Annotated in this window: 17 protein-coding genes; 10 read left to right on the top strand and 7 right to left on the bottom strand. The window is 71.2% G+C overall.

Features of this window, described 5'->3' with window-relative positions; translation table 11 throughout:
* Nucleotides 1–56: 56 nt before the first annotated feature.
* Nucleotides 57–1,067 carry a carbohydrate kinase family protein gene (locus Q5694_RS32000; protein WP_443040982.1) on the bottom strand — a complete coding sequence of 337 codons (1,011 nt, stop codon included), beginning with the start codon at nucleotides 1,065–1,067 and terminating at the stop codon, nucleotides 57–59.
* Nucleotides 1,064–1,972 carry a pseudouridine-5'-phosphate glycosidase gene (locus Q5694_RS32005; RefSeq protein ID WP_333937014.1) on the bottom strand — a complete coding sequence of 303 codons (909 nt, stop codon included), beginning with the start codon at nucleotides 1,970–1,972 and terminating at the stop codon, nucleotides 1,064–1,066. The genes Q5694_RS32000 and Q5694_RS32005 overlap by 4 nt, the downstream gene beginning before the upstream one ends.
* Before the next feature lie 204 nt (nucleotides 1,973–2,176).
* Here Q5694_RS32005 and Q5694_RS32010 point away from each other — a divergent pair, with 204 nt between their 5' ends.
* Nucleotides 2,177–2,605: a VOC family protein gene (locus Q5694_RS32010; RefSeq protein ID WP_333937015.1), complete on the top strand. Its 429-nt coding sequence runs from the start codon at nucleotides 2,177–2,179 to the stop codon at nucleotides 2,603–2,605.
* Nucleotides 2,606–2,657: 52 nt separating this feature from the next.
* On the opposite strand, the gene Q5694_RS32015 is transcribed toward Q5694_RS32010, so the two are convergent.
* Complete coding sequence (locus tag Q5694_RS32015) at nucleotides 2,658–3,212, bottom strand: methylated-DNA--[protein]-cysteine S-methyltransferase (protein WP_333937016.1); 555 nt, start codon at nucleotides 3,210–3,212, stop codon at nucleotides 2,658–2,660.
* A 50-nt stretch (nucleotides 3,213–3,262) separates the two neighbouring features.
* Complete coding sequence (locus tag Q5694_RS32020) at nucleotides 3,263–4,135, bottom strand: glycerophosphodiester phosphodiesterase (RefSeq protein WP_333937017.1); 873 nt, start codon at nucleotides 4,133–4,135, stop codon at nucleotides 3,263–3,265.
* Between the two features lie 288 nt (nucleotides 4,136–4,423).
* Here Q5694_RS32020 and Q5694_RS32025 point away from each other — a divergent pair, with 288 nt between their 5' ends.
* From Q5694_RS32025 to Q5694_RS32055, 7 genes are all read left to right on the top strand, one after another.
* The gene (locus Q5694_RS32025; protein WP_333937018.1) at nucleotides 4,424–5,296 is read left to right on the top strand and encodes an MHYT domain-containing protein; all 873 of its coding nucleotides are present in this window, start codon (nucleotides 4,424–4,426) and stop codon (nucleotides 5,294–5,296) included.
* 114 nt (nucleotides 5,297–5,410) lie between these two features.
* Complete coding sequence (gene uvrB / locus Q5694_RS32030) at nucleotides 5,411–7,555, top strand: excinuclease ABC subunit UvrB (RefSeq protein ID WP_333937019.1); 2,145 nt, start codon at nucleotides 5,411–5,413, stop codon at nucleotides 7,553–7,555.
* Between the two features lie 140 nt (nucleotides 7,556–7,695).
* Nucleotides 7,696–8,274 (top strand): TerD family protein, encoded by a 579-nt coding sequence (locus Q5694_RS32035; protein WP_333937020.1) that lies wholly within the window; start codon nucleotides 7,696–7,698, stop codon nucleotides 8,272–8,274.
* 73 nt (nucleotides 8,275–8,347) lie between these two features.
* Nucleotides 8,348–10,363, top strand: coding sequence for a TerD family protein (locus Q5694_RS32040; RefSeq protein WP_333937021.1), 2,016 nt, complete (start codon nucleotides 8,348–8,350; stop codon nucleotides 10,361–10,363).
* A 223-nt stretch (nucleotides 10,364–10,586) separates the two neighbouring features.
* The gene (locus tag Q5694_RS32045) at nucleotides 10,587–11,588 is read left to right on the top strand and encodes a TerC/Alx family metal homeostasis membrane protein (RefSeq protein ID WP_333937022.1); all 1,002 of its coding nucleotides are present in this window, start codon (nucleotides 10,587–10,589) and stop codon (nucleotides 11,586–11,588) included.
* 133 nt (nucleotides 11,589–11,721) lie between these two features.
* Nucleotides 11,722–12,024, top strand: coding sequence for a hypothetical protein (locus Q5694_RS32050; protein ID WP_333937023.1), 303 nt, complete (start codon nucleotides 11,722–11,724; stop codon nucleotides 12,022–12,024).
* A gap of 258 nt (nucleotides 12,025–12,282) precedes the next feature.
* The gene (locus Q5694_RS32055) at nucleotides 12,283–13,383 is read left to right on the top strand and encodes a calcium:proton antiporter (RefSeq protein ID WP_333937024.1); all 1,101 of its coding nucleotides are present in this window, start codon (nucleotides 12,283–12,285) and stop codon (nucleotides 13,381–13,383) included.
* A 49-nt stretch (nucleotides 13,384–13,432) separates the two neighbouring features.
* On the opposite strand, the gene Q5694_RS32060 is transcribed toward Q5694_RS32055, so the two are convergent.
* Entirely contained in the window at nucleotides 13,433–14,488 is a 1,056-nt protein-coding gene (locus Q5694_RS32060; RefSeq protein WP_333937025.1) for a S66 family peptidase, read from the bottom strand.
* 102 nt (nucleotides 14,489–14,590) lie between these two features.
* Between Q5694_RS32060 and aroQ the strand changes: the two genes are divergently transcribed.
* Nucleotides 14,591–15,064 (top strand): type II 3-dehydroquinate dehydratase, encoded by a 474-nt coding sequence (aroQ, locus tag Q5694_RS32065; protein WP_333937026.1) that lies wholly within the window; start codon nucleotides 14,591–14,593, stop codon nucleotides 15,062–15,064.
* Between the two features lie 95 nt (nucleotides 15,065–15,159).
* On the opposite strand, the gene Q5694_RS32070 is transcribed toward aroQ, so the two are convergent.
* Both Q5694_RS32070 and Q5694_RS32075 read right to left on the bottom strand, forming a co-directional pair.
* Entirely contained in the window at nucleotides 15,160–15,816 is a 657-nt protein-coding gene (locus Q5694_RS32070; RefSeq protein WP_333937027.1) for an MBL fold metallo-hydrolase, read from the bottom strand.
* 35 nt (nucleotides 15,817–15,851) lie between these two features.
* The gene (locus Q5694_RS32075; RefSeq protein ID WP_333937028.1) at nucleotides 15,852–16,559 is read right to left on the bottom strand and encodes a maleylpyruvate isomerase family mycothiol-dependent enzyme; all 708 of its coding nucleotides are present in this window, start codon (nucleotides 16,557–16,559) and stop codon (nucleotides 15,852–15,854) included.
* Nucleotides 16,560–16,780: 221 nt separating this feature from the next.
* Here Q5694_RS32075 and uvrA point away from each other — a divergent pair, with 221 nt between their 5' ends.
* A complete protein-coding gene (uvrA, locus tag Q5694_RS32080) occupies nucleotides 16,781–19,801 on the top strand; it encodes an excinuclease ABC subunit UvrA (RefSeq protein WP_333937029.1) in 3,021 nt (1,006 codons plus the stop codon).

Consider the following 19,801-nt stretch of genomic DNA (forward strand, 5'->3'; position numbering starts at 1 on the left):
CCGGTGGGGCCGAGGAACACTCGCCGCCCCGGCACGCGAGCACCCGGACGTCCGTCTCACCCGGTCGTCGGCGGTCTGCCACCGACCCGCGCCACCGCCAGCGCACCCGCCCGGCACCCCTGCGCCGCGGCGTCCTCCGGCCCGGCGCCCGCCAGCAGGGCGGCGAGGAACCCACCGGTGAACGCGTCACCGGCACCCGTGGTGTCCAGGGGCGTCACCGGTACGGCCGGGACGCGCGCGGTCACCTCGCCCGCACGCGCCACGAGCGCCCCCTCGCAGCCCTGCTTGGTCACCACCAACGGCACGCGCAGGCTCAGCTCGGCCGCCGCGTCGGACGCGTCACGCAGTCCTGTCAGCAGGCACGCCTCGTCCCGGCTGGGCAGCAGCACGTCCACGCCGTCGACGAGCGACAGGAACCGCGCAGGGCCCAGGCCGGCGAGGAATCCGGCCGAGGCGGGGTCCACACTCACCGGCACTCCACGCGCGCGTGCGGCCCGGAGCGCCACCCTCACCAGCGCGCGGCTCGACTCGGAGAACAGGAGGTAGCCCGACAGGTGCAGCCGGGCCACCCCGTCGAGCAGCGCGTCCGACCAGTCGGCGGAGTCGAGCCGCAACGAGGCACCGCTGTCGGTCAGGAACGTACGCTCCGCCGCAGCGCTCTCGTCCACCATGCAGATCACCGTGCCGGTGGGCAGGCGGGGGTCGACGACGAGCAGCGGACGCACCCCGCCGGCCACCAGTTCCCGTTCGTGCCAGGCGGCTGCGTCCGCACCCACGCGCCCCACCAGCCGCACATCGGCCGTGCCCCGGTGAGCCGCCCAGCAGGCGACGTTGGCCCCGGCCCCGCCCGGCACGGTCAGGATCGACGCGGCCGTGTCCGTACCGGCTGCCAACGGCCCGCGGTGTCGCGCGACCACGTCGGTGACGACGTCCCCGACGACCAGCAGGCCCCGTCCCCGCCCACGGGCGCCGGCACCCTCGCCGACCGCCACCGGGCCGGCACCACCCGCGCCGGCTCTCCGGGAGCCCGGGGTGCCGGACGCCGCCGGGCCGCTGACCCCGCTCATCCCCGCGCCCAGGCCGCCGCGATCCGTGCCGCCAGGCGTACGTTGCCGCGGACCGCCGCCAGATTGGCCCTCAGGGACGCGCCGTCGGTGTGCCGGACCAGGTGGTCCAGCAGGAACGGCGTCACCGCCTGGCCGGTGACGCCCTCGGCCTCGCACGCGTGCAGCGCCTCCGCGAGCACGCGCGCGTGCAGGTCCGGGTCGAGCTGCTCCTCCTCCGGGACCGGGTTGGCGACGATCAGCGCGGACTCCGGCCCCGCCAGCGCGTCCTGGGCCCTCATCACGCCGGCCGCCTCCTCCGGCGTCCGCAGCGTCCAGTCGACCGGATGTCCCGAGTCGGAGAGGTAGAAACCGGGGAAGCGGTCCGTGCCGTAACCGGCGACCGTGACGCCCAGCGTCTCCAGCCGCTGCAGGGTCGCCGGCACGTCCAGGATGGACTTCACTCCGGCGCACACCACGGTGATCCGCGTGCGCGCCAGCAGCCCCAGGTCGGCCGACTCGTCCTGCGTCGCCGTCCACTCCCGGTGCACCCCACCGAGCCCGCCCGTCGCGAACACCCGTACGCCCGCCAGCGAGGCGAGCAGCGCCGTCGCGGACACCGTGGTCGCCCCACTCGCTGCCGAGGACACCGCCGGCGGCAGGTCCCGGTGGCCGAGCTTGCGGATGCCGTCCTCGTTCGCGACCCGCTCCAGCTGCTCCTTGTCGAGCCCGACGTGCGGCCGGCCGTCCAGCACGGCGATCGTCGCGGGCACCGCGCCCTCCTGCCGCACGAGCGACTCCAGCTCCAGCGCCACCTGCAGGTTGCGCGGCCGGGGCAGGCCGTGGGCGATGATCGTGGACTCCAGGGCCACCACCGGACGCCGCTCCTCGATCGCCGTCCGCACCTCATCCGACACCACCAGCACCACGCGCCTGCCTCCTGTCAGTCGGCCAGTCGGTCCACCCTCATCCCTGGCGAGCGGCACCCCGGGCCAAACCCCCGCGCCCGGACGGGCCCGCCGCGTTCGGACGACCCGCCGAGCCCGGACGGACCGGCCCTGGCCGTCGTCACGACCCTCGCCGCCGGGACCGCGCCCTTGCGGGCCGGCCTCGCGGTCAGGAGCCTGGAACGCATGACGGTTCACACGCCACGTCTCGACCACGTCGTCCTCTGGGTACGCGACCCCGTCGCCGCCGCGCGCTTCTACCAGGAGGCGGTCGGTCTCGAAGCGGTGCGCCTGGACGAGTTCACCGCAGGCGAGGCGCCCTTCCCGTCCGTGCGCGTCAACGCGGACACGCTCCTCGACCTCATGCCGCTCACCTTCACGGACCGCATGACGATGCTGCCTGGCTCCGTCGAGAGTTCCGGGCACCCCGTGAACCACGTGTGCCTCTCACTGCCGCGCGGCGACTTCGACGCCCTCCTCGGCCGGCTCCGCGAACACACCGTCCCCGTGTCGGATCCGTCGTACGACTCCTTCGGCGCCCGGGGCCACGCCACGCGCAGCTTCTACTTCCGCGACCCGGACGGCAACGTCCTGGAGGCCCGGCACTACGACTGACCGCGCACACGCCCGGAGCGCACCCGCGCATGCGCCCGGACCGCGCACAGGCTCAGAACAGCGGCTCGGGGAGGACCCCTTCCAGGGCGAGCAGCCGCCGCTTGGTCTCCACACCGCCCCCGAAGCCGCCGATGCCCCCGCCGTTCTCGACGACCCGGTGGCAGGGCACCACCACCGGCAGCGGATTGGCGCCCATCGCCATGCCGACGGCCTGGGCCGCACCGGGCTGTCCGACCCGCCCGGCCAACTCCCCGTACCCCACGACCGTGCCGTACGGGACGCCCGAGGCCAGCTCGCGCAGCACCTCGCGGTTGAAGCCGGAGATCAGCGACCAGTCGAGCGGCAGGCCGAAGACGCGCCGCTCACCGGCGAAGTAGCTCTCGAACTGGCGTATCGCCTCGGCCAGCAGCGGGGAACCGGACGCCTCGACGGGCTCGGTGCCCAGCCGCGACGCCAGCCGCTCGACCGCGCGGTCCCGGACCGCGTCCGTGGCGTGGAAGACGACGTTCACCAGGCCGTCCCGGCCGGCGGCCAGCAGCAACGGCCCGATCCGGCTCTCGACGACCGTCCACACCACCCGCGGCCCGGCCTGCCCCTGACTGTCCATGCGCCCACCGTACGTGCCGCCACCGACAACGCCGGGCGCCGGACGCCCGGTCATCCGCCCACGGCGTCCCGCACCACGTCGGGCCGGTTCGTGAGGATCCCGTCGACGCCGTACCCGGCGACCCGCCGGGCCGTCGCCGCGTCGTCGACCGTCCACACGAAGACCTTCAGGGGCCGGCCGTGCGGTCCGGTGAACGCATGTACCGAGGCCACATAGGCCGGGGAGAGCGAACCCACGGAAGGGTTGACCTGGTCGGTGAAGCGGGCGTAGTCGAGCACGTCGGACATGGACGGAGTCCCGAGGATCGCGGTCCGCACCGAGGGCCTCAGCTCATGGACCGTCCGTACGCTGTCCGGGCTGAAGCTCTGCACGATCAGCCGGGCCGACACGTGCGACCGGTCGAGCCAGCCCTCGTTGCTGAGGACCTTCAGCGTCTCCCGTTCGATGCCCGGGTACAGCTCGGGGTGCTTGATCTCCAGCACCAGCTTCAGGTGACGGCGCTCCAGACGGTCCACGAACTGCTCCAGCGTCGGCACGCGCGTGCCCGCGTACGCGGGGTCGAACCAGCTCCCCGCGTCCAGGCGGGCGATCTCCGCGAAGGTGAAGTCCTTCACCTTCCACGGGGCGCGGCCGGGGAAGACCTCCTCGGCATCGGTGGTGCGCCGCAGGTTGTCGTCGTGCATGACGACCAGCTCACCGTCCTTGGTGCGCTGCACGTCGTTCTCGACCCAGCGGATGCCCAGCTCCGCCGCCTTGTCCACGGCGGCCAGCGTGTTCTCGGGTGCGTAGGCGGAGGCCCCCCGGTGTGCGATCACCAGGGGCGGCCGACCGTCGTCGGCGGCCCGTGCCGGTGAGTGGGGGAAGAGGAGGGCGGCGGTCCCCAGGAGTGCGGTGGTCGAGGCGGCGACAGCGCGCGCGTGCATGCGTACTCCTCGTGTCGAGCGATCGGCGGCATCACGGACAGCACCACTGTGACAGCAGAGAGTCGCCGGCAGAGGGGTGGGAGATGGCCACCTGCTGAACAGCGGGGGCCCAACTGCGCTCACTGGTACCGCACAAGTGCGGCGGGGCCGTGTTTCTTTGCCGGAAAGTCGTTCGACCATTCCGGTGGGGGTCATACTCTTCGCGTCGACCCTGACCGCCCGTGCGGTCCTGGGAGGGGGCGCACAACAGGTATTGCGGGAAGCAAACGGCGGGAAGGGCAGCCGCGCATGCACGGCACGGTCGACGGATTCAGCTACGGCCTGGTCACACCCCTGGTGGCCTACCTCATGGCCTGCCTGGGTGGAGCGCTGGGCCTGCGCTGCACCACCAGATCCATGCTCGTCGCCCAGTCCTGGCGCCCCGGATGGCTCGCCCTCGGCTCCGCCGCCATCGGCTCGGGCATCTGGACCATGCACTTCGTCGCCATGATGGGCTTCACCGTCCACGGCAGCCCGATCCACTACGACATGGCGATGACCTTCGCGAGTCTGGCCGTCGCGATCGTGATGGTGGGAGTCGGGATCTTCATCGTCGGCTACAAGGGCGCCCGCGGAACGGCCCTGTTCACCGGCGGCACGCTCACCGGCCTGGGCATCGCCTCCATGCACTACCTCGGCATGGCCGGAATGCGACTGCGCGGGCAGCTGGCGTACGACACCCTCACCGTCGGCGTGTCCGTGGCGATCGCCATGGGCGCCGCCACCGCCGCCCTGTGGGCGGCCGGCCAGGTCCGGGGGTGGCTGTGGAGCGTCGGCGCGAGCCTCGTCATGGGCCTGGCGGTGACCGGCATGCACTACACGGGGATGGCCGCCCTCGACGTCCACCTGCACGGCGCGGCCGGACCCGTCGCGGGGGAGTCGCCCGCGGCCCTGCTCGCCCCCATGATGATCGGCCCGCTCGCCTTCCTCCTGCTCGCCGGGGTCGTGGTGATGTTCGACCCGATGATGGTCATGGGCCGGCCCGCCGCCGTCACCGCCGAGCGCAAGCCCGGAGTCCCCGCCCACACCCGCACCACCGTCCGCCACTCGGCGGGCCGCCTGCGCTTCCGCCCCCGCCGCTCCGTGGAGCACCGCGGCGCCCGCGCGCCCCAGAACCGCTGAGCCGAGCACCGGAGCGTCCCGCCCTCCGCACCCCGGCGGGGCACCGCAGCGCCCGCGTCCCGCGGAACCGCTGGTCGGAGCCGGTTGTCAGTGGGGGGTCGTACCGTTGATGGCATGCGGCCCGTTTCCCAGATCGAACGCTCGGTGGCGCCCTTCGAGGTCGTCAGTCCCTACCAGCCCAGTGGCGACCAGCCCGCGGCCATCGCCGAGCTCGCCCGGCGCGTCCAGGCGGGCGAGAAGGACGTCGTCCTGCTCGGTGCGACCGGCACCGGCAAGTCCGCCACCACCGCGTGGATGATCGAGAAGCTGCAGCGCCCCACGCTCGTCATGGCGCCGAACAAGACACTGGCCGCCCAGCTGGCCAACGAGTTCCGCGAGCTGCTGCCGAACAACGCCGTCGAGTACTTCGTCTCGTACTACGACTACTACCAGCCCGAGGCGTACGTCCCGCAGTCGGACACCTACATCGAGAAGGACTCCTCGATCAACGAGGAGGTCGAGCGCCTGCGCCACTCCGCGACGAACTCGCTGCTCACCCGGCGCGACGTCGTCGTGGTCGCCTCGGTGTCCTGCATCTACGGCCTGGGCACCCCGCAGGAGTACGTCGACCGCATGGTCCCCCTCCGGGTCGGCGAGGAGATCGACCGGGACGAGCTGCTGCGCCGCTTCGTGGACATCCAGTACACGCGCAACGACATGGCCTTCACCCGGGGCACCTTCCGCGTCCGCGGCGACACGATCGAGATCTTCCCGGTCTACGAGGAGCTGGCCGTCCGCATCGAGATGTTCGGTGACGAGATCGAGGCACTGTCCACGCTGCACCCGCTCACCGGCGAGATCATCAGCGACGACCAGCAGCTCTACGTCTTCCCGGCCTCCCACTACGTCGCGGGCCCCGAGCGTCTGGAGCGGGCCGTCAACGACATCGAGAAGGAGCTGGGCGAGCGCCTGGCGGAGCTGGAGAAGCAGGGCAAGCTCCTGGAGGCCCAGCGCCTGCGCATGCGCACCACCTACGACATCGAGATGCTGCGCCAGATCGGCACCTGCTCCGGCGTGGAGAACTACTCGATGCACTTCGACGGCCGCCTGCCCGGCTCCCCGCCCAACACCCTGCTGGACTACTTCCCGGACGACTTCCTCCTCGTCATCGACGAGTCGCACGTCACCGTGCCGCAGATCGGCGCCATGTACGAGGGCGACGCCTCCCGCAAGCGGACCCTGGTCGACCACGGCTTCCGGCTGCCGTCCGCCCTGGACAACCGCCCTCTGAAGTGGGAGGAGTTCCAGGAGCGCATCGGCCAGACCGTCTACCTCTCGGCCACCCCTGGCACCTACGAGATGTCCCGCGCGGACGGCTACGTCGAGCAGATCATCCGCCCCACCGGCCTCGTCGACCCGGAGGTCGTCGTCAAGCCGACCGAGGGCCAGATCGACGACCTGGTGCACGAGATCCGGCAGCGCACCGAGAGGGACGAGCGCGTCCTGGTCACCACCCTCACCAAGAAGATGGCCGAGGACCTCACGGACTACTTCCTGGAGCTCGGCATCCAGGTGCGTTACCTGCACAGCGACGTCGACACCCTGCGCCGCGTCGAGCTGCTGCGCGAGCTGCGCGCCGGCGAGTACGACGTGCTGGTCGGCATCAACCTCCTGCGGGAGGGGCTCGACCTGCCCGAGGTGTCCCTGGTGGCGATCCTGGACGCCGACAAGGAGGGCTTCCTGCGTTCCGGCACCTCCCTGATCCAGACCATCGGCCGCGCCGCGCGCAACGTCTCCGGCCAGGTCCACATGTACGCCGACAAGATCACCCCGGCGATGGAGAAGGCCATCGACGAGACCAATCGCCGCCGGGAGAAGCAGATCGCGTACAACACGGAGAGGGGCATCGACCCCCAGCCCCTCCGCAAGAAGATCAACGACATCGTCGCCCAGATCGCCCGCGAGGACATCGACACCGAACAGCTCCTCGGGTCCGGCTACCGCAAGTCCCGCAAGGACGGCGGCGGCACCAAGGCCCCCGTGCCCTCCCTGGGCAAGGCGACCGGCCCGGCCAAGGCCGTCAAGGGCAAGGGGAAGGCCGCCGAGACCGCGGTGACCGACCGCCCCGCGGCCGAACTCGCCGAGCAGATCGAGGAACTCACCACGCGCATGCGGGCCGCCGCGGCCGACCTGCAGTTCGAGATCGCGGCCCGGCTGCGCGACGAGGTCTCCGAGATGAAGAAGGAACTGCGCCAGATGAAGGAGGCCGGCCTGGCCTGACGGCGTGGCCCTGTACGTGCTGTGTTGCAAGACCGACACAAAGTACGGCCGGGCCTACGTCACTGTCAGTGCCCCTGCGTAGGGTTCTGGTCAACCGCGACCGCGCGGCAACAGGGGACGTTCGAGAGGGGAATCAGCGCGTGACCGTCAACATGACCAAGGGTCAGGCCATCAGTCTGCAGAAGAACGACGGGGGCAGCCTGACCGCGGTACGCATGGGTCTCGGCTGGCAGGCGGCTCCCCGGCGCGGCCTGTTCGGCTCGCGCACGCGAGAGATCGACCTCGACGCCTCCGCCGTGCTGTTCGCCGACAAGCAGCCGGTCGACGTGGTCTTCTTCCGTCACCTCGTGAGCGACGACGGCTCGGTGCGCCACACCGGTGACAACCTCGTGGGCGGTGTCGGCCAGGGCGGCGACGACGAGGCGATCCTGGTCGACCTCGCGCGGATCCCGGTCCACATCGACCAGATCGTCTTCACCGTCAACTCGTTCACGGGACAGACCTTCCAGGAGGTGCAGAACGCGTTCTGCCGCCTGGTCGACGAGACCAACGGCCAAGAGCTCGCCCGCTACACGCTCGCCGGCGGCGGCCAGTACACCGCCCAGATCATGGCCAAGGTGCACCGCTCCGGCAGCGGCTGGTCCATGACGGCCCTGGGCAACCCGGCCAACGGCCGCACCTTCCAGGACCTGATGCCGGCGATCCTGCCGCTCCTCTGAGGGCACGCCGGCCACCGACGGGCCGGCGGGCAGCACACGACATCAGACACAACGACACAGGGGGACGAAGGCGATGACGGCCGAGCTGGTGCGGGGGCAGAACCACCCGCTCTCCCAGGCCCGTCTCGAGATCCGGATCTCGGCCGGCACGCCGATCGTGGCCGCGACCGCGCTCAGCGACGAGAACGGCCGGATCCACGGCGTGGAGTGGGTGGCCCACCCGGGCGCACCCACCCAGCCCGGATTGGAGGTTTCCCGGCAGGCCGCTGCGGCGCATCGCCTCGCGGTCGACCTGGACGCCGTGCCGGAGGCCGTCCACCGGGTCGGCGTGCTCCTCGCACTGCCCACGGGCGGGGCCGGACCGGTCCGCTTCGGGGCCGTCGCCGCCCCCTTCACCGCCGTCACCGGTCTCGACGGCACCGAGATCGCCAGCTTCACCCTCACCGGCCTGGACGCCGAATCGGCCGTCGTCGCCCTGGAGCTCTACCGCAGGCAGGGCGCCTGGAAGGTGCGCGCCGTCGGCCAGGGCTACGCCGGCGGCCTGGCCGAACTCCTCACCGACCAGGGCCTGCCCCAGGCCCGGCAGCTCGCGGCCGACATCGACGAGGCGGTCGCCCAGGGCCTGGCGCGGTCGGTGCAGGCACCGCCACCGCGCACCGCGGACGGCGACCGTTCGCGTCGGACCGCGACCCCCGCGCTCGGCCCCGACCAGGCCGGCACCGCGCCCCAGCCCGGCCCGGTCCCTCCGAGGTCCCCGTACGACGGTCAGCTGCCCGGCGGGCCGGGGGAGCCCGCCGCGCAGCACCCGTACGCCGGAAGCCCGCCCGGTCCGGGTTCCGTCACCCAGCCGTCCGCGCCCTCGGCCGGCGGCCCCATCGACTACAGCCACCCGCGCCGGCAGAACGCGGCGCCGCCCCCGCCCCCGCCGTCCGCGCCTCCGGCCGCACCCGGCCAGCCCGCCCGGCCCGTCGCGGGCGACGCCACCGGCTGGTCCATGGACGAGCGGCTCTACAACCAGGTCTGGGGCATGTTCGAGGACCTGGCCCGCACGACCGCCGCCTACCGCAGCGCCGTCGACTTCGCCGAGTCCCGCATGGACAAGGAGCTCGAACAGGTCCTGTCCGATCCGCGCAACCGGATCGGCGGGCAGGGTGACGCGGCCCGCGAGGCCGCCCGAGCCCGTCACGGCCTCCTCGTCGATCAGGCCAGGGAGGCCCTCGACCGGGACCTCGCCCAGCTCAAGGCCGAGGCCGACGTCGTCGAACCGGCCCTCCCCGCGGCGTACGCCCGCTGGGACAGCCCCGTCTGGCACGCCTACCGGGTGCCGATGGAGATCCCCATGGCCCTGCGCCTGGGGGATCTGCACCTGCCCGAGGCGGAGGACATCCGGATCCCCATGCTGGTCCGGCTGCCGCTGGAGCGCGGCCTGTGGATCGACAGCGGACGGGCCCCGTCCGCCGACGGTTCTCTCACCGACGCGCATGCGATGGGGCGCCTGGCCATGGAGACGGCGGTCGCGCACGCGGCCCGGCTGCTGGCCGTCTACCCGGCGGGTGAGTTCACCGTGCACGTCATCGACCCGGCCGGGTCGGGGGCGCAGCCCTTGGCCGCGCTGGTGCAGACGGGTGTGCTGGCGGGTCCGCCCGCGCTCGGCGCCGCCGGGGTGGCGGACGTGCTGGGCCGGCTCACCCAGCGGGTCGACCTGGTGCAGATGGCCGTGCGCGGCGGCGCCGCCGACGCCCTCCCGCCCGGTTTCGACACCGCGCAGCAGCTGCTGATCGTCAACGACTTCCCGCACGGCTTCGACGACCGCGCCGTGAACCAGCTGCGCTACCTCGCCGACGAGGGACCCGCCTTCGGCGTCCACCTCATGATGGTGGCCGACCGCGAGGAGTCCTCGGCCTACGGACCGCTGCTCGATCCGCTGTGGCGTTCGCTCCTGCGGCTGACGCCGGTGGCCGACGATCATCTCGCGGACCCCTGGGTCGGCCATGCCTGGACCTACGAGCCTTCGCTCGTGCCGCCCGGCAGCCAGGTGCTCCAGCAGGTCCTGAGTCAGGTCGCGGCGGCCCGTGCCAAGCATTGGTAAAGACCTCTGACCTGGGGACTTGGGTCTTCTTTTGCCAACCCCTTTACCTGTTCTTGGTGATTGGGGTACTGTAGGCGGCACGGAGGGGAGTACTCCCTGTCTGCTGCGGCGTACCCGTCAATACGGATCAGGCCAGATCCCGGGGCGTCGGCCCAATCCTGGGTGGAAGAGACCTCCGGCAGCGACGACGCTGACATTTGCCGTTACGACTGCCGGAGGCGCAGTGGATGTTTCCGTGACCCTATGGGTCCTGACGATCGTGGGCCTGGCCGCCCTCATCGCGGTCGATTTCTTCATCGGCCGCAAGCCGCACGACGTGTCCATCAAGGAGGCGGGGATCTGGACGGTCGTCTGGATCGTCCTGGCCGTCCTGTTCGGACTCGGCCTGCTCGTCTTCGGGGGCGGGCAGCCGGCCGGTGAGTTCTTCGCTGGCTTCATCACGGAGAAGTCGCTGAGTGTCGACAACCTCTTCGTGTTCGTCCTGATCATGGCGAAGTTCGCGGTGCCCTCGCAGTACCAGCAGCGCGTGCTGCTGATCGGTGTGCTCATCGCCCTGGTCCTGCGGGCGATCTTCATCGCCGCCGGTGCGGCGATCCTCGCCAGCTTCTCGTGGGTGTTCTACATCTTCGGCGCCTTCCTCATCTGGACCGCCTGGAAGCTCATCCAGGAGGCCCGCGCGGACGAGGAGGACGAGGAGTGGGAGGAGAACAAGCTCCTCAAGGCCGTCGAGCGGCGCTTCGGTGTGGCCGACCGCTACCACGGCACCAAGCTGTGGATCAAGGAGAACGGCAAGCGGGTCATGACCCCGATGCTGGTCGTGATGCTCGCGATCGGCATGACGGACGTCCTGTTCGCCCTCGACTCCATCCCCGCGATCTTCGGCCTGACCCAGGACCCGTACATCGTCTTCACCGCCAACGCGTTCGCCCTGATGGGTCTGCGCCAGCTGTACTTCCTCATCGGCGGCCTGCTCAAGAAGCTGGTCCACCTGAGCTACGGCCTGTCGATCATCCTGGGCTTCATCGGCGTCAAGCTGGTGCTCCACGCCCTGCACGAGTCCGGGGTGCACGTCCCCGAGATCAGCATTCCGGTCTCGCTCGGCGTGATCTGCGCCGTTCTGATCGTCACGACGATCACCAGCCTGCGCGCCTCCAAGAAGCAGGCGGCGGCCGAGGCGGCGCAGGACAAGGGCGGCGACGCCACGAAGGACAGCATCGACGTCTGATCGCGTCCTGCGCGTGAGGGAACCACAGCCACCGGGGGCGGAGTGCGGCGAATTGCCGACCTCCGCCCCCGGTGTTTGCTTGGGGTCAAGCGCGTTCCCCCGCCAGGGGACGCCGTGGCCGACTGGAGACGCCATGAAGTTCGTACAGATCATCGACTTCGAGACGGAGCGCCTGGAGGAGATGCAGCAGACGGTCGCGGAAGCGGGGCAGCGCAACGCCGGCCGTTCCGGTGGCCCCACCCGCAGCATGCTGCTCAAGGACCGGGACAAGCCCCACCGCTACCTGGCGCTGATCGAGTTCGATTCGTTCGAGGAGGCCATGCGCAACAGTGACGACCCGGAGACGAGCAGAATGGCGGAACGGCTCGACGCGCTCAGCATCGGCGAGCGGAGGTACACCAACTGCGATGTGGTGGACGAGCGCGACCTCACCTAGGGCCTGCCGTCCGGCTCACGCCGCAGACGCGCGGTCCGGCACACACGTCTGCGGCGTCGCCGTCGGTCCCCGACGCTCGGCGTCGACTCCCTCCTCCGCTTTGCGGCCGCACGCACCGGACCACGCTCACCGGCGACGAGCAACACCGTCACCGTCCTGCGACCTGATCCGGACGACAGGCCCCAGCCGGCCGGCAGGCCGTCACGAACCCGGCGCGACCGGAGTGCGGGGCCCCCTCGCCTCTGGGAAGATCACCGCATGACCGTTCGGCGCAGGCCGCTCGCAGCACGGTGGACGACCTTGGTTCCGCTGCTGGCTGCCGTGCTCCTGGTCCTCACCTGGGGACGTGATCTGCCGGCGGCGGTCGTCGCCCTGGTGACCCTCGTCCTGGCGGGTGCCGTCCTGGCGGCGGTGCACCACGCCGAGGTGGTGGCCCACCGGGTGGGGGAACCGTTCGGTTCGCTCGTCCTCGCCGTGGCCGTCACGATCATCGAGGTCGCCCTCATCGTCACCCTGATGATCGACGGCGGCGACAAGAGCGCGACGCTGGCGCGGGACACCGTCTTCGCGGCCGTGATGATCACCTGCAACGGCATCGTCGGACTGTGCCTGCTCGTCGCCTCGCTGCGGCACGGCACGGCCGTCTTCAACCCCGAGGGCACCGGCGCCGCGCTGGCGACCGTCGCGACGCTGGCCACGCTCAGCCTGGTGCTGCCGACGTTCACCACGAGCAAGCCGGGACCGGAGTTCTCCACCGTCCAGCTGACCTTCGCGGCCCTGTCCTCCTTGGTCCTCTACGGCCTGTTCGTCGCGACCCAGACCGTGCGGCACCGGGACTACTTCCTGCCGATCACCCGGCACGGCGAGGTGATCACCGCCGAGGAACACGCCGAGGCGCCCACCGCCCGTACCGCACTGATCAGCCTGGGGCTGCTGGGCCTCGCCCTCGTCGGTGTGGTCGGGCTGGCCAAGGGGGTGTCGCCCACCATCGAGTCGGGCGTGGAGGCCGCCGGGCTGCACCACGCCGTCGTCGGTGTGATCATCGCGCTGCTCGTGCTGCTCCCGGAGACCATCGCCGCGCTGCGCTCCGCCCGCCGCGACCGGGTGCAGACCAGCCTGAACCTCGCCCTCGGCTCGGCCATGGCCAGCATCGGCCTGACCATCCCCGCGGTCGCCCTGGCGTCCCTGTGGCTCTCCGGCCCTCTGGTGCTCGGCCTGGGCGCCACGCACATGGTGCTGCTCGCCCTCACCGTGGTGGTGGCCTCCCTGACGGTCGTGCCGGGGCGGGCCACTCCGCTGCAGGGCGGGGTGCACCTGGTGCTGTTCGCGGCCTACCTGGAGCTGGCGATCAACCCGTAGGCCGGCTCGGCAGACCCCGTCCCGGCCCCGCCACCGGACGGCGGGCGACTCAGTACGTGACCGTGATGCGCCGGCCCGGACCGTCCACGCGTACGGTGCCGCCGTACGGGATCACCAGCTGCGGGTCGGTGTGCCCGAAGTCCACGTCGAGGACGACCGTGGCGTCCGGGGCGTAGGCGCGCATCGCGCGCAGCACGGCCTCGCGCTGGTCGGCGGCGTACCGGGCGGCCTCCTCGCGACCGGTCGGGCGGTCGAGGGACCAGGTCTTCGGCCGGCCCATCAGCAGGGCGCCGAAGCGCCCCAGCAGTCCGCGCTCGCCCATGCTCCGCATCGTCCAGTGGACCTCCCGGGCACTCGGCATGTCCTCCGAGGTCTCCAGGAGCAGTACACCGCCGTCGTACAGGGAGAGGTCGTGGTCGACCTCGCGGTCGGCCATCAGCAGCCAGGCGACGACCTCCAGACAGCCTCCCCAGGTGCGGCCCTCGACGACCCGGCCGGGGTTCACCCAGATCCAGCCGGTCCCCGGCCGGGTGTCGGGTTCCGCCTCGAAGGTCGCCGGGTCGGCCCAGTCGCGGTCGATGTCCCGCCACCGATCGGCGGGTCGCAGTTCGTACGGCCCGGAGGCGAAGAGGGCGGCACGCAGTGACTCGGCGGTCTGCGGGTGCATGGCGCCGGGACGGCCCAGCTCCGCCATCACACTCGCGCCGTGGAAGCCGACGATGCCGCAGGTGCGCAGGAAGGCGAGCAGGTTGGTGTTGTCGCTCATCCCGAAGAACGGCTTCGGGTGGGCCCGGATCAGCTCCCGGTCCAGATACGGCAGCACGGTGATCTGGTCGTCGCCTCCGATCGACGCGATGACCGCCCTGACGGACGGATCGGCGAAGGCGGCGTGGACGTCGTCGGCCCGCTCCCGGGGTGTCGCCTCCATCGTCCTGGTCGCCGGATACTCGACCGGCTCCAGGCCGTACTCCGTGCGCAGCCGCTCCAGCCCCAGCTCGTAGGGGAGCGGGAAGAGGGCCGGCAGACCCGAGGAGGGGGAGATCACGGCGATGCGGTCCCCCGGGGACGGCTTGGGCGGGTAGGTCGGGCCGATCGCGGGCGTCATGCCCGGAGGCTACGGCCGGTGGGGCCGTCGGCGCACCGTGATAAACCGGCTGTGAGCAGCGGTCCGCCACGGGCCGCCGACCCCGTCCGGACCGGAGGAACCGTGCCCCGCACCCTGGCCAACGCCCCGATCATGATCCTCAACGGCCCCAACCTGAACCTGCTCGGCCGGCGTCAGCCGGAGATCTACGGTTCCGACACCCTCGGCGACGTCGAGGCCCTGTGCGTCGAGGCGGCGGCCGCGCACGGCGGCACGGTCGACTTCCGGCAGTCCAACCACGAGGGAGAGCTGGTCGACTGGATCCACGAGGCGCGACTGCGGCACTGCGGCATCGTGATCAACCCCGGCGCGTACTCGCACACCTCGGTCGCCCTCCTGGACGCCCTCAACGCCTGCGACGGCATGCCGGTGCTGGAGGTCCACATCTCCAACATCCACAAGCGCGAGTCGTTCCGGCACCACTCCTACGTGTCGCTGCGCGCCGACGGGGTCATCGCCGGCTGCGGGGTGCAGGGATACGTCTTCGCAGTCGAGCGGGTGGCCGCACTCGCCGGGACGGGCAAGGCCGACGCGTAGGCCCGTCGGACGGCAGGAGGGGAGGCCGGACCCGCCCAGCCGGTCAACGCCCCCGCTCCGTGCGGATCGTCACCCCGCGCGGCCGCGCGCGTGGTTCACCACCCGCGAGCGCGCCACTGCGGCAGCTGTGGACGCTCGGCGCCCAGGGTGGTGTCGTGGCCGTGGCCCGGATAGACCCAGGTCTCGTCCGGCAGGACGTCGAAGATCTTCGTCTCCACATCGTGGAGGAGGCTGGCGAACGCCTTCGGATCCTGGTGGGTGTTGCCCACACCGCCCGGGAACAGGCAGTCCCCGGTGAACACATGGGGGTGCCCGTGCGGATCGTCGTAGACGAGGGCGATCGAGCCGGGTGTGTGCCCGACCAGGTGGCGCGCGGTGAGTTCCACGCGCCCCACCCGGACGGTGTCGCCGTCGTCGACGAGCACATCGGTGCGTACGGGGATGCCCTCGGCGTCGTCCCGGCCCGCGTACGTACGGGCGCCCGTGGCGCCCACCACCTCGGCCAGCGCCTGCCAGTGGTCGCCGTGCCGGTGGGTCGTCACCACCGAGGCGACGCCGTCGTCGCCGATCATGCCGATCAGGGCGGACGCCTCGTCGGCGGCGTCGATCAGCAACTGCTCGTCGGTGGCCCTGCAGCGCAGCAGATAGGCGTTGTTGTTCATCGGACCGACCGCGATCTTGGTGATCATCAGGTCCTTGAGCTCATGCACGTCGGCAGGCCCGCCGACCGTCACCTGTCCGCTGTACGTCATGTCCGTCAGCCTATAGCGGGGGAGCGGCCCGGGTCCTACAGAGGCGGCAGTGCCGGGAGCGGACCGCCGTGGACGCTCAGTGCCTCGCCCGTGCGGCGGCCGGCGAGCCAGCCCAGGAGGTCGGCCGGGGAGCCCGTGACGGTCACCGCGGCAGCGCCGTCCCGCGCACCGGCACCGTGTGCGTCGCCGCCCGTGCTCCACGCGCGCGTGCCGTCCGTGACACGGGTCGGGGGCACGTCCGGGTGCCCGCGGAAGCGATCCGTGAGGAACTCGATCTCCCGCTCGGTGAAGTCGGCCGACAGGTCCTCGAGCTCGTACCCGATCCCCAGGTCCACGTGGTGCAGCTCGACCTCGACCCACCGCCGGAACGGCACCCGGGAGGCGGAGTCCGTGACCCCGTTGCGCAGCTCCACCGTGCGCGACCAGTCCGCGGGTACCTCCGCGGCGTCCTGGAAGCGGACCGCGCTGCCGCGCAGGTCGGCGAGCTGGACGTCGAGGGCGCGCGGGGCGTCCCGCTCGATGTCGCCGTCCCGGGCCTCGGCGGACACGTACATGGGGCGTCCCTCGAGGACGTTCACGAGGGCGTCCGCGTTCCGGGCCAGGTGGGCCAGGACGTGACCCCGGCTCCAGCCGGGCAGCCGTGACGGCTGCGTCACAGCGGCGTTGTCCAGTTTGCCGACTGCGGTCAGCAGCCGTTCCGTCGCGTCACGTACAGACGCCAGGTCATGAGCGTGATCAATCATGGTGCTGACCCTAGCTCCGCCACTCGTTCGGGTGAAGGTGGTGAAGGAGTGCCGTTAATCGAAAGCACGTGCTATATGGTCGGGCGTGGCGTCGGGCATGCTGGAGAGCCGGGGTTTGTTGACACCCGTGAATCCGTCCGGCGTTGTCAGTGGCTCCCCCTAGTCTGGGAAAGACGGGGGCCCCGCCCCTGTCACTTCTCTCAAGAAAGGTGCGGACCGGCGTGGCCGACCGTCTCATCGTCCGTGGAGCGCGCGAGCACAACCTGAAGAACGTCTCGCTCGACCTCCCGCGCGACTCGCTCATCGTCTTCACGGGCCTGTCGGGGTCGGGCAAGTCCTCGCTGGCCTTCGACACGATCTTCGCCGAGGGGCAGCGGCGCTACGTCGAGTCCCTCTCCTCCTACGCCCGGCAGTTCCTCGGCCAGATGGACAAGCCGGACGTCGACTTCATCGAGGGGCTGTCCCCGGCCGTCTCCATCGACCAGAAGTCGACCTCGCGCAACCCGCGCTCCACGGTGGGCACCATCACCGAGGTCTACGACTACCTGCGGCTGCTCTTCGCCCGCATCGGCAAGCCGCACTGTCCCGAGTGCGGCCGCCCCATCTCCCGACAGTCGCCGCAGGCCATCGTCGACCGCGTCCTGGAACTGCCCGAGGGCAGCCGCTTCCAGGTGCTGTCGCCGCTGGTGCGCGAGCGCAAGGGCGAGTTCGTCGACCTCTTCGCGGACCTGCAGACCAAGGGCTACTCCCGCGCGCGCGTGGACGGCGAGACGGTGCAGCTGTCCAACCCGCCCACGCTGAAGAAGCAGGAGAAGCACACCATCGAGGTGGTCGTCGACCGCCTCACGGTCAAGGACAGCGCCAAGCGCCGCCTCACCGACTCCGTCGAGACCGCCCTGGGCCTGTCCGGCGGCATGGTGGTGCTCGACTTCGTCGACCTCCCCGAGGACGACCCCGAGCGCGAGCGCATGTTCTCGGAGCACCTGTACTGCCCGTACGACGACCTGTCCTTCGAGGAGCTGGAGCCCCGCTCCTTCTCCTTCAACTCGCCTTTCGGCGCCTGCCCGGAGTGCACCGGCATCGGCACGCGCATGGAGGTCGACCCGGAGCTGATCGTCCCGGACCCGGACAAGAGCCTGGACGAGGGCGCCATCCACCCCTGGTCCCACGGTCACACCAAGGACTACTTCGCCCGTCTGATCGGCGCCCTCGCCGACGCGCTGGGCTTCCGCACGGACATCCCCTTCGGGGGTCTGCCGCAGCGCGCCAAGAAGGCCCTGCTGCACGGCCACAAGACCCAGGTCGAGGTGCGCTACCGCAACCGCTACGGGCGCGAGCGCCGCTACACCACGGCCTTCGAAGGCGCCGTCCCCTTCGTCAAGCGCCGGCACAGCGAGGCCGAGAGCGACTCCAGCCGTGAGCGCTTCGAGGGCTACATGCGCGAAGTGCCCTGCCCCACCTGTGAGGGCACGCGCCTGAAGCCGATCGTCCTCGCCGTCACGATCATGGGCAAGTCCATCGCCGAGGTCTCCGCCATGTCGATCAGCGACTGCGCGGACTTCCTCGGCGAGCTGAAGCTCACCGACCGCGACAAGAAGATCGCCGAGCGCGTGCTGAAGGAGGTCAACGAGCGGCTGCGCTTCCTGGTCGACGTCGGTCTGGACTACCTCTCCCTCAACCGCGCGGCCGGCACCCTCTCCGGCGGCGAGGCCCAGCGCATCCGCCTGGCCACCCAGATCGGTTCCGGCCTCGTCGGCGTGCTGTACGTCCTCGACGAGCCGTCCATCGGCCTGCACCAGCGCGACAACCACCGATTGATCGAGACCCTGGTCCGGCTGCGCGACATGGGCAACACGCTCATCGTCGTCGAGCACGACGAGGACACCATCAAGGTCGCCGACTGGGTCGTCGACATCGGCCCCGGCGCCGGTGAGCACGGCGGCAACGTCGTGCACAGCGGCTCCCTGAAGGAGCTGCTGGCCAACGACGAGTCGCAGACCGGCCAGTACCTGTCCGGCAAGAAGGCCATCCCGCTGCCCGACATCCGGCGCCCGCTGGACCCGTCCCGGCAGCTCACGGTGCACGGCGCCCGGGAGAACAACCTCCAGGACATCGACGTGTCCTTCCCGCTGGGCGTGTTCACGGCCGTCACCGGTGTGTCCGGCTCGGGCAAGTCGACCCTCGTCAACGACATCCTGTACACGCACCTGGCCCGCGAGCTCAACGGCGCGAGGAGCGTGCCCGGGCGGCACACACGCGTGGACGGCGACGACCTCGTCGACAAGGTCGTGCACGTCGACCAGTCGCCCATCGGCCGCACCCCGCGCTCCAACCCGGCGACCTACACCGGCGTCTTCGACCACATCCGCAAGCTGTTCGCCGAGACCACCGAGGCGAAGGTCCGCGGTTACCTGCCCGGCCGCTTCTCCTTCAACGTCAAGGGCGGCCGCTGCGAGAACTGCGCGGGCGACGGCACCATCAAGATCGAGATGAACTTCCTCCCGGACGTCTACGTCCCGTGCGAGGTCTGCCACGGTGCCCGGTACAACCGGGAGACCCTGGAGGTCCACTACAAGGGCAAGTCCATCGCCGAGGTGCTGAACATGCCGATCGAGGAGGCGACCGACTTCTTCGAGGCCGTCCCCGCCATCGCCCGGCACCTCAACACCCTCAAGGACGTCGGCCTCGGCTACGTCCGCCTCGGCCAGGCGGCGACCACCCTGTCCGGCGGCGAGGCGCAGCGCGTGAAGCTCGCCAGCGAACTGCAGAAGCGCTCCACCGGCCGCACGGTCTACGTCCTGGACGAGCCGACCACCGGTCTGCACTTCGAGGACATCAGCAAGCTGCTCAAGGTCCTGTCCGGCCTGGTCGACAAGGGCAACACGGTCATCGTCATCGAGCACAACCTCGACGTGATCAAGACCGCCGACTGGATCGTCGACATGGGCCCCGAGGGCGGCGCAGGCGGCGGACTGGTCGTCGCCGAGGGCACGCCCGAGCAGGTCGCCGCCGTCCCGGCCAGCCACACCGGCAAGTTCCTGCGGGAGATCCTCGGGGCCGACCGCATCAGCGACGCGTCCTCGCCCTCCGTGAAGGCGCCGCGCCGGACGGCCAAGAAGACGGTCCCGGCACAGTCCAGGGCGACCCGTACCGCCACCACGTCGGTCGGCGCCGCCAAGAAGTCCGCGGCCAAGGCCACGAAGGCCGCCGCGAAGAAGGCGACGCGGACGGCCAAGGGCTGA

Source organism: Streptomyces sp. AHA2, from assembly GCF_036857595.1.
Classification (GTDB): Bacteria; Actinomycetota; Actinomycetes; order Streptomycetales; family Streptomycetaceae; genus Streptomyces.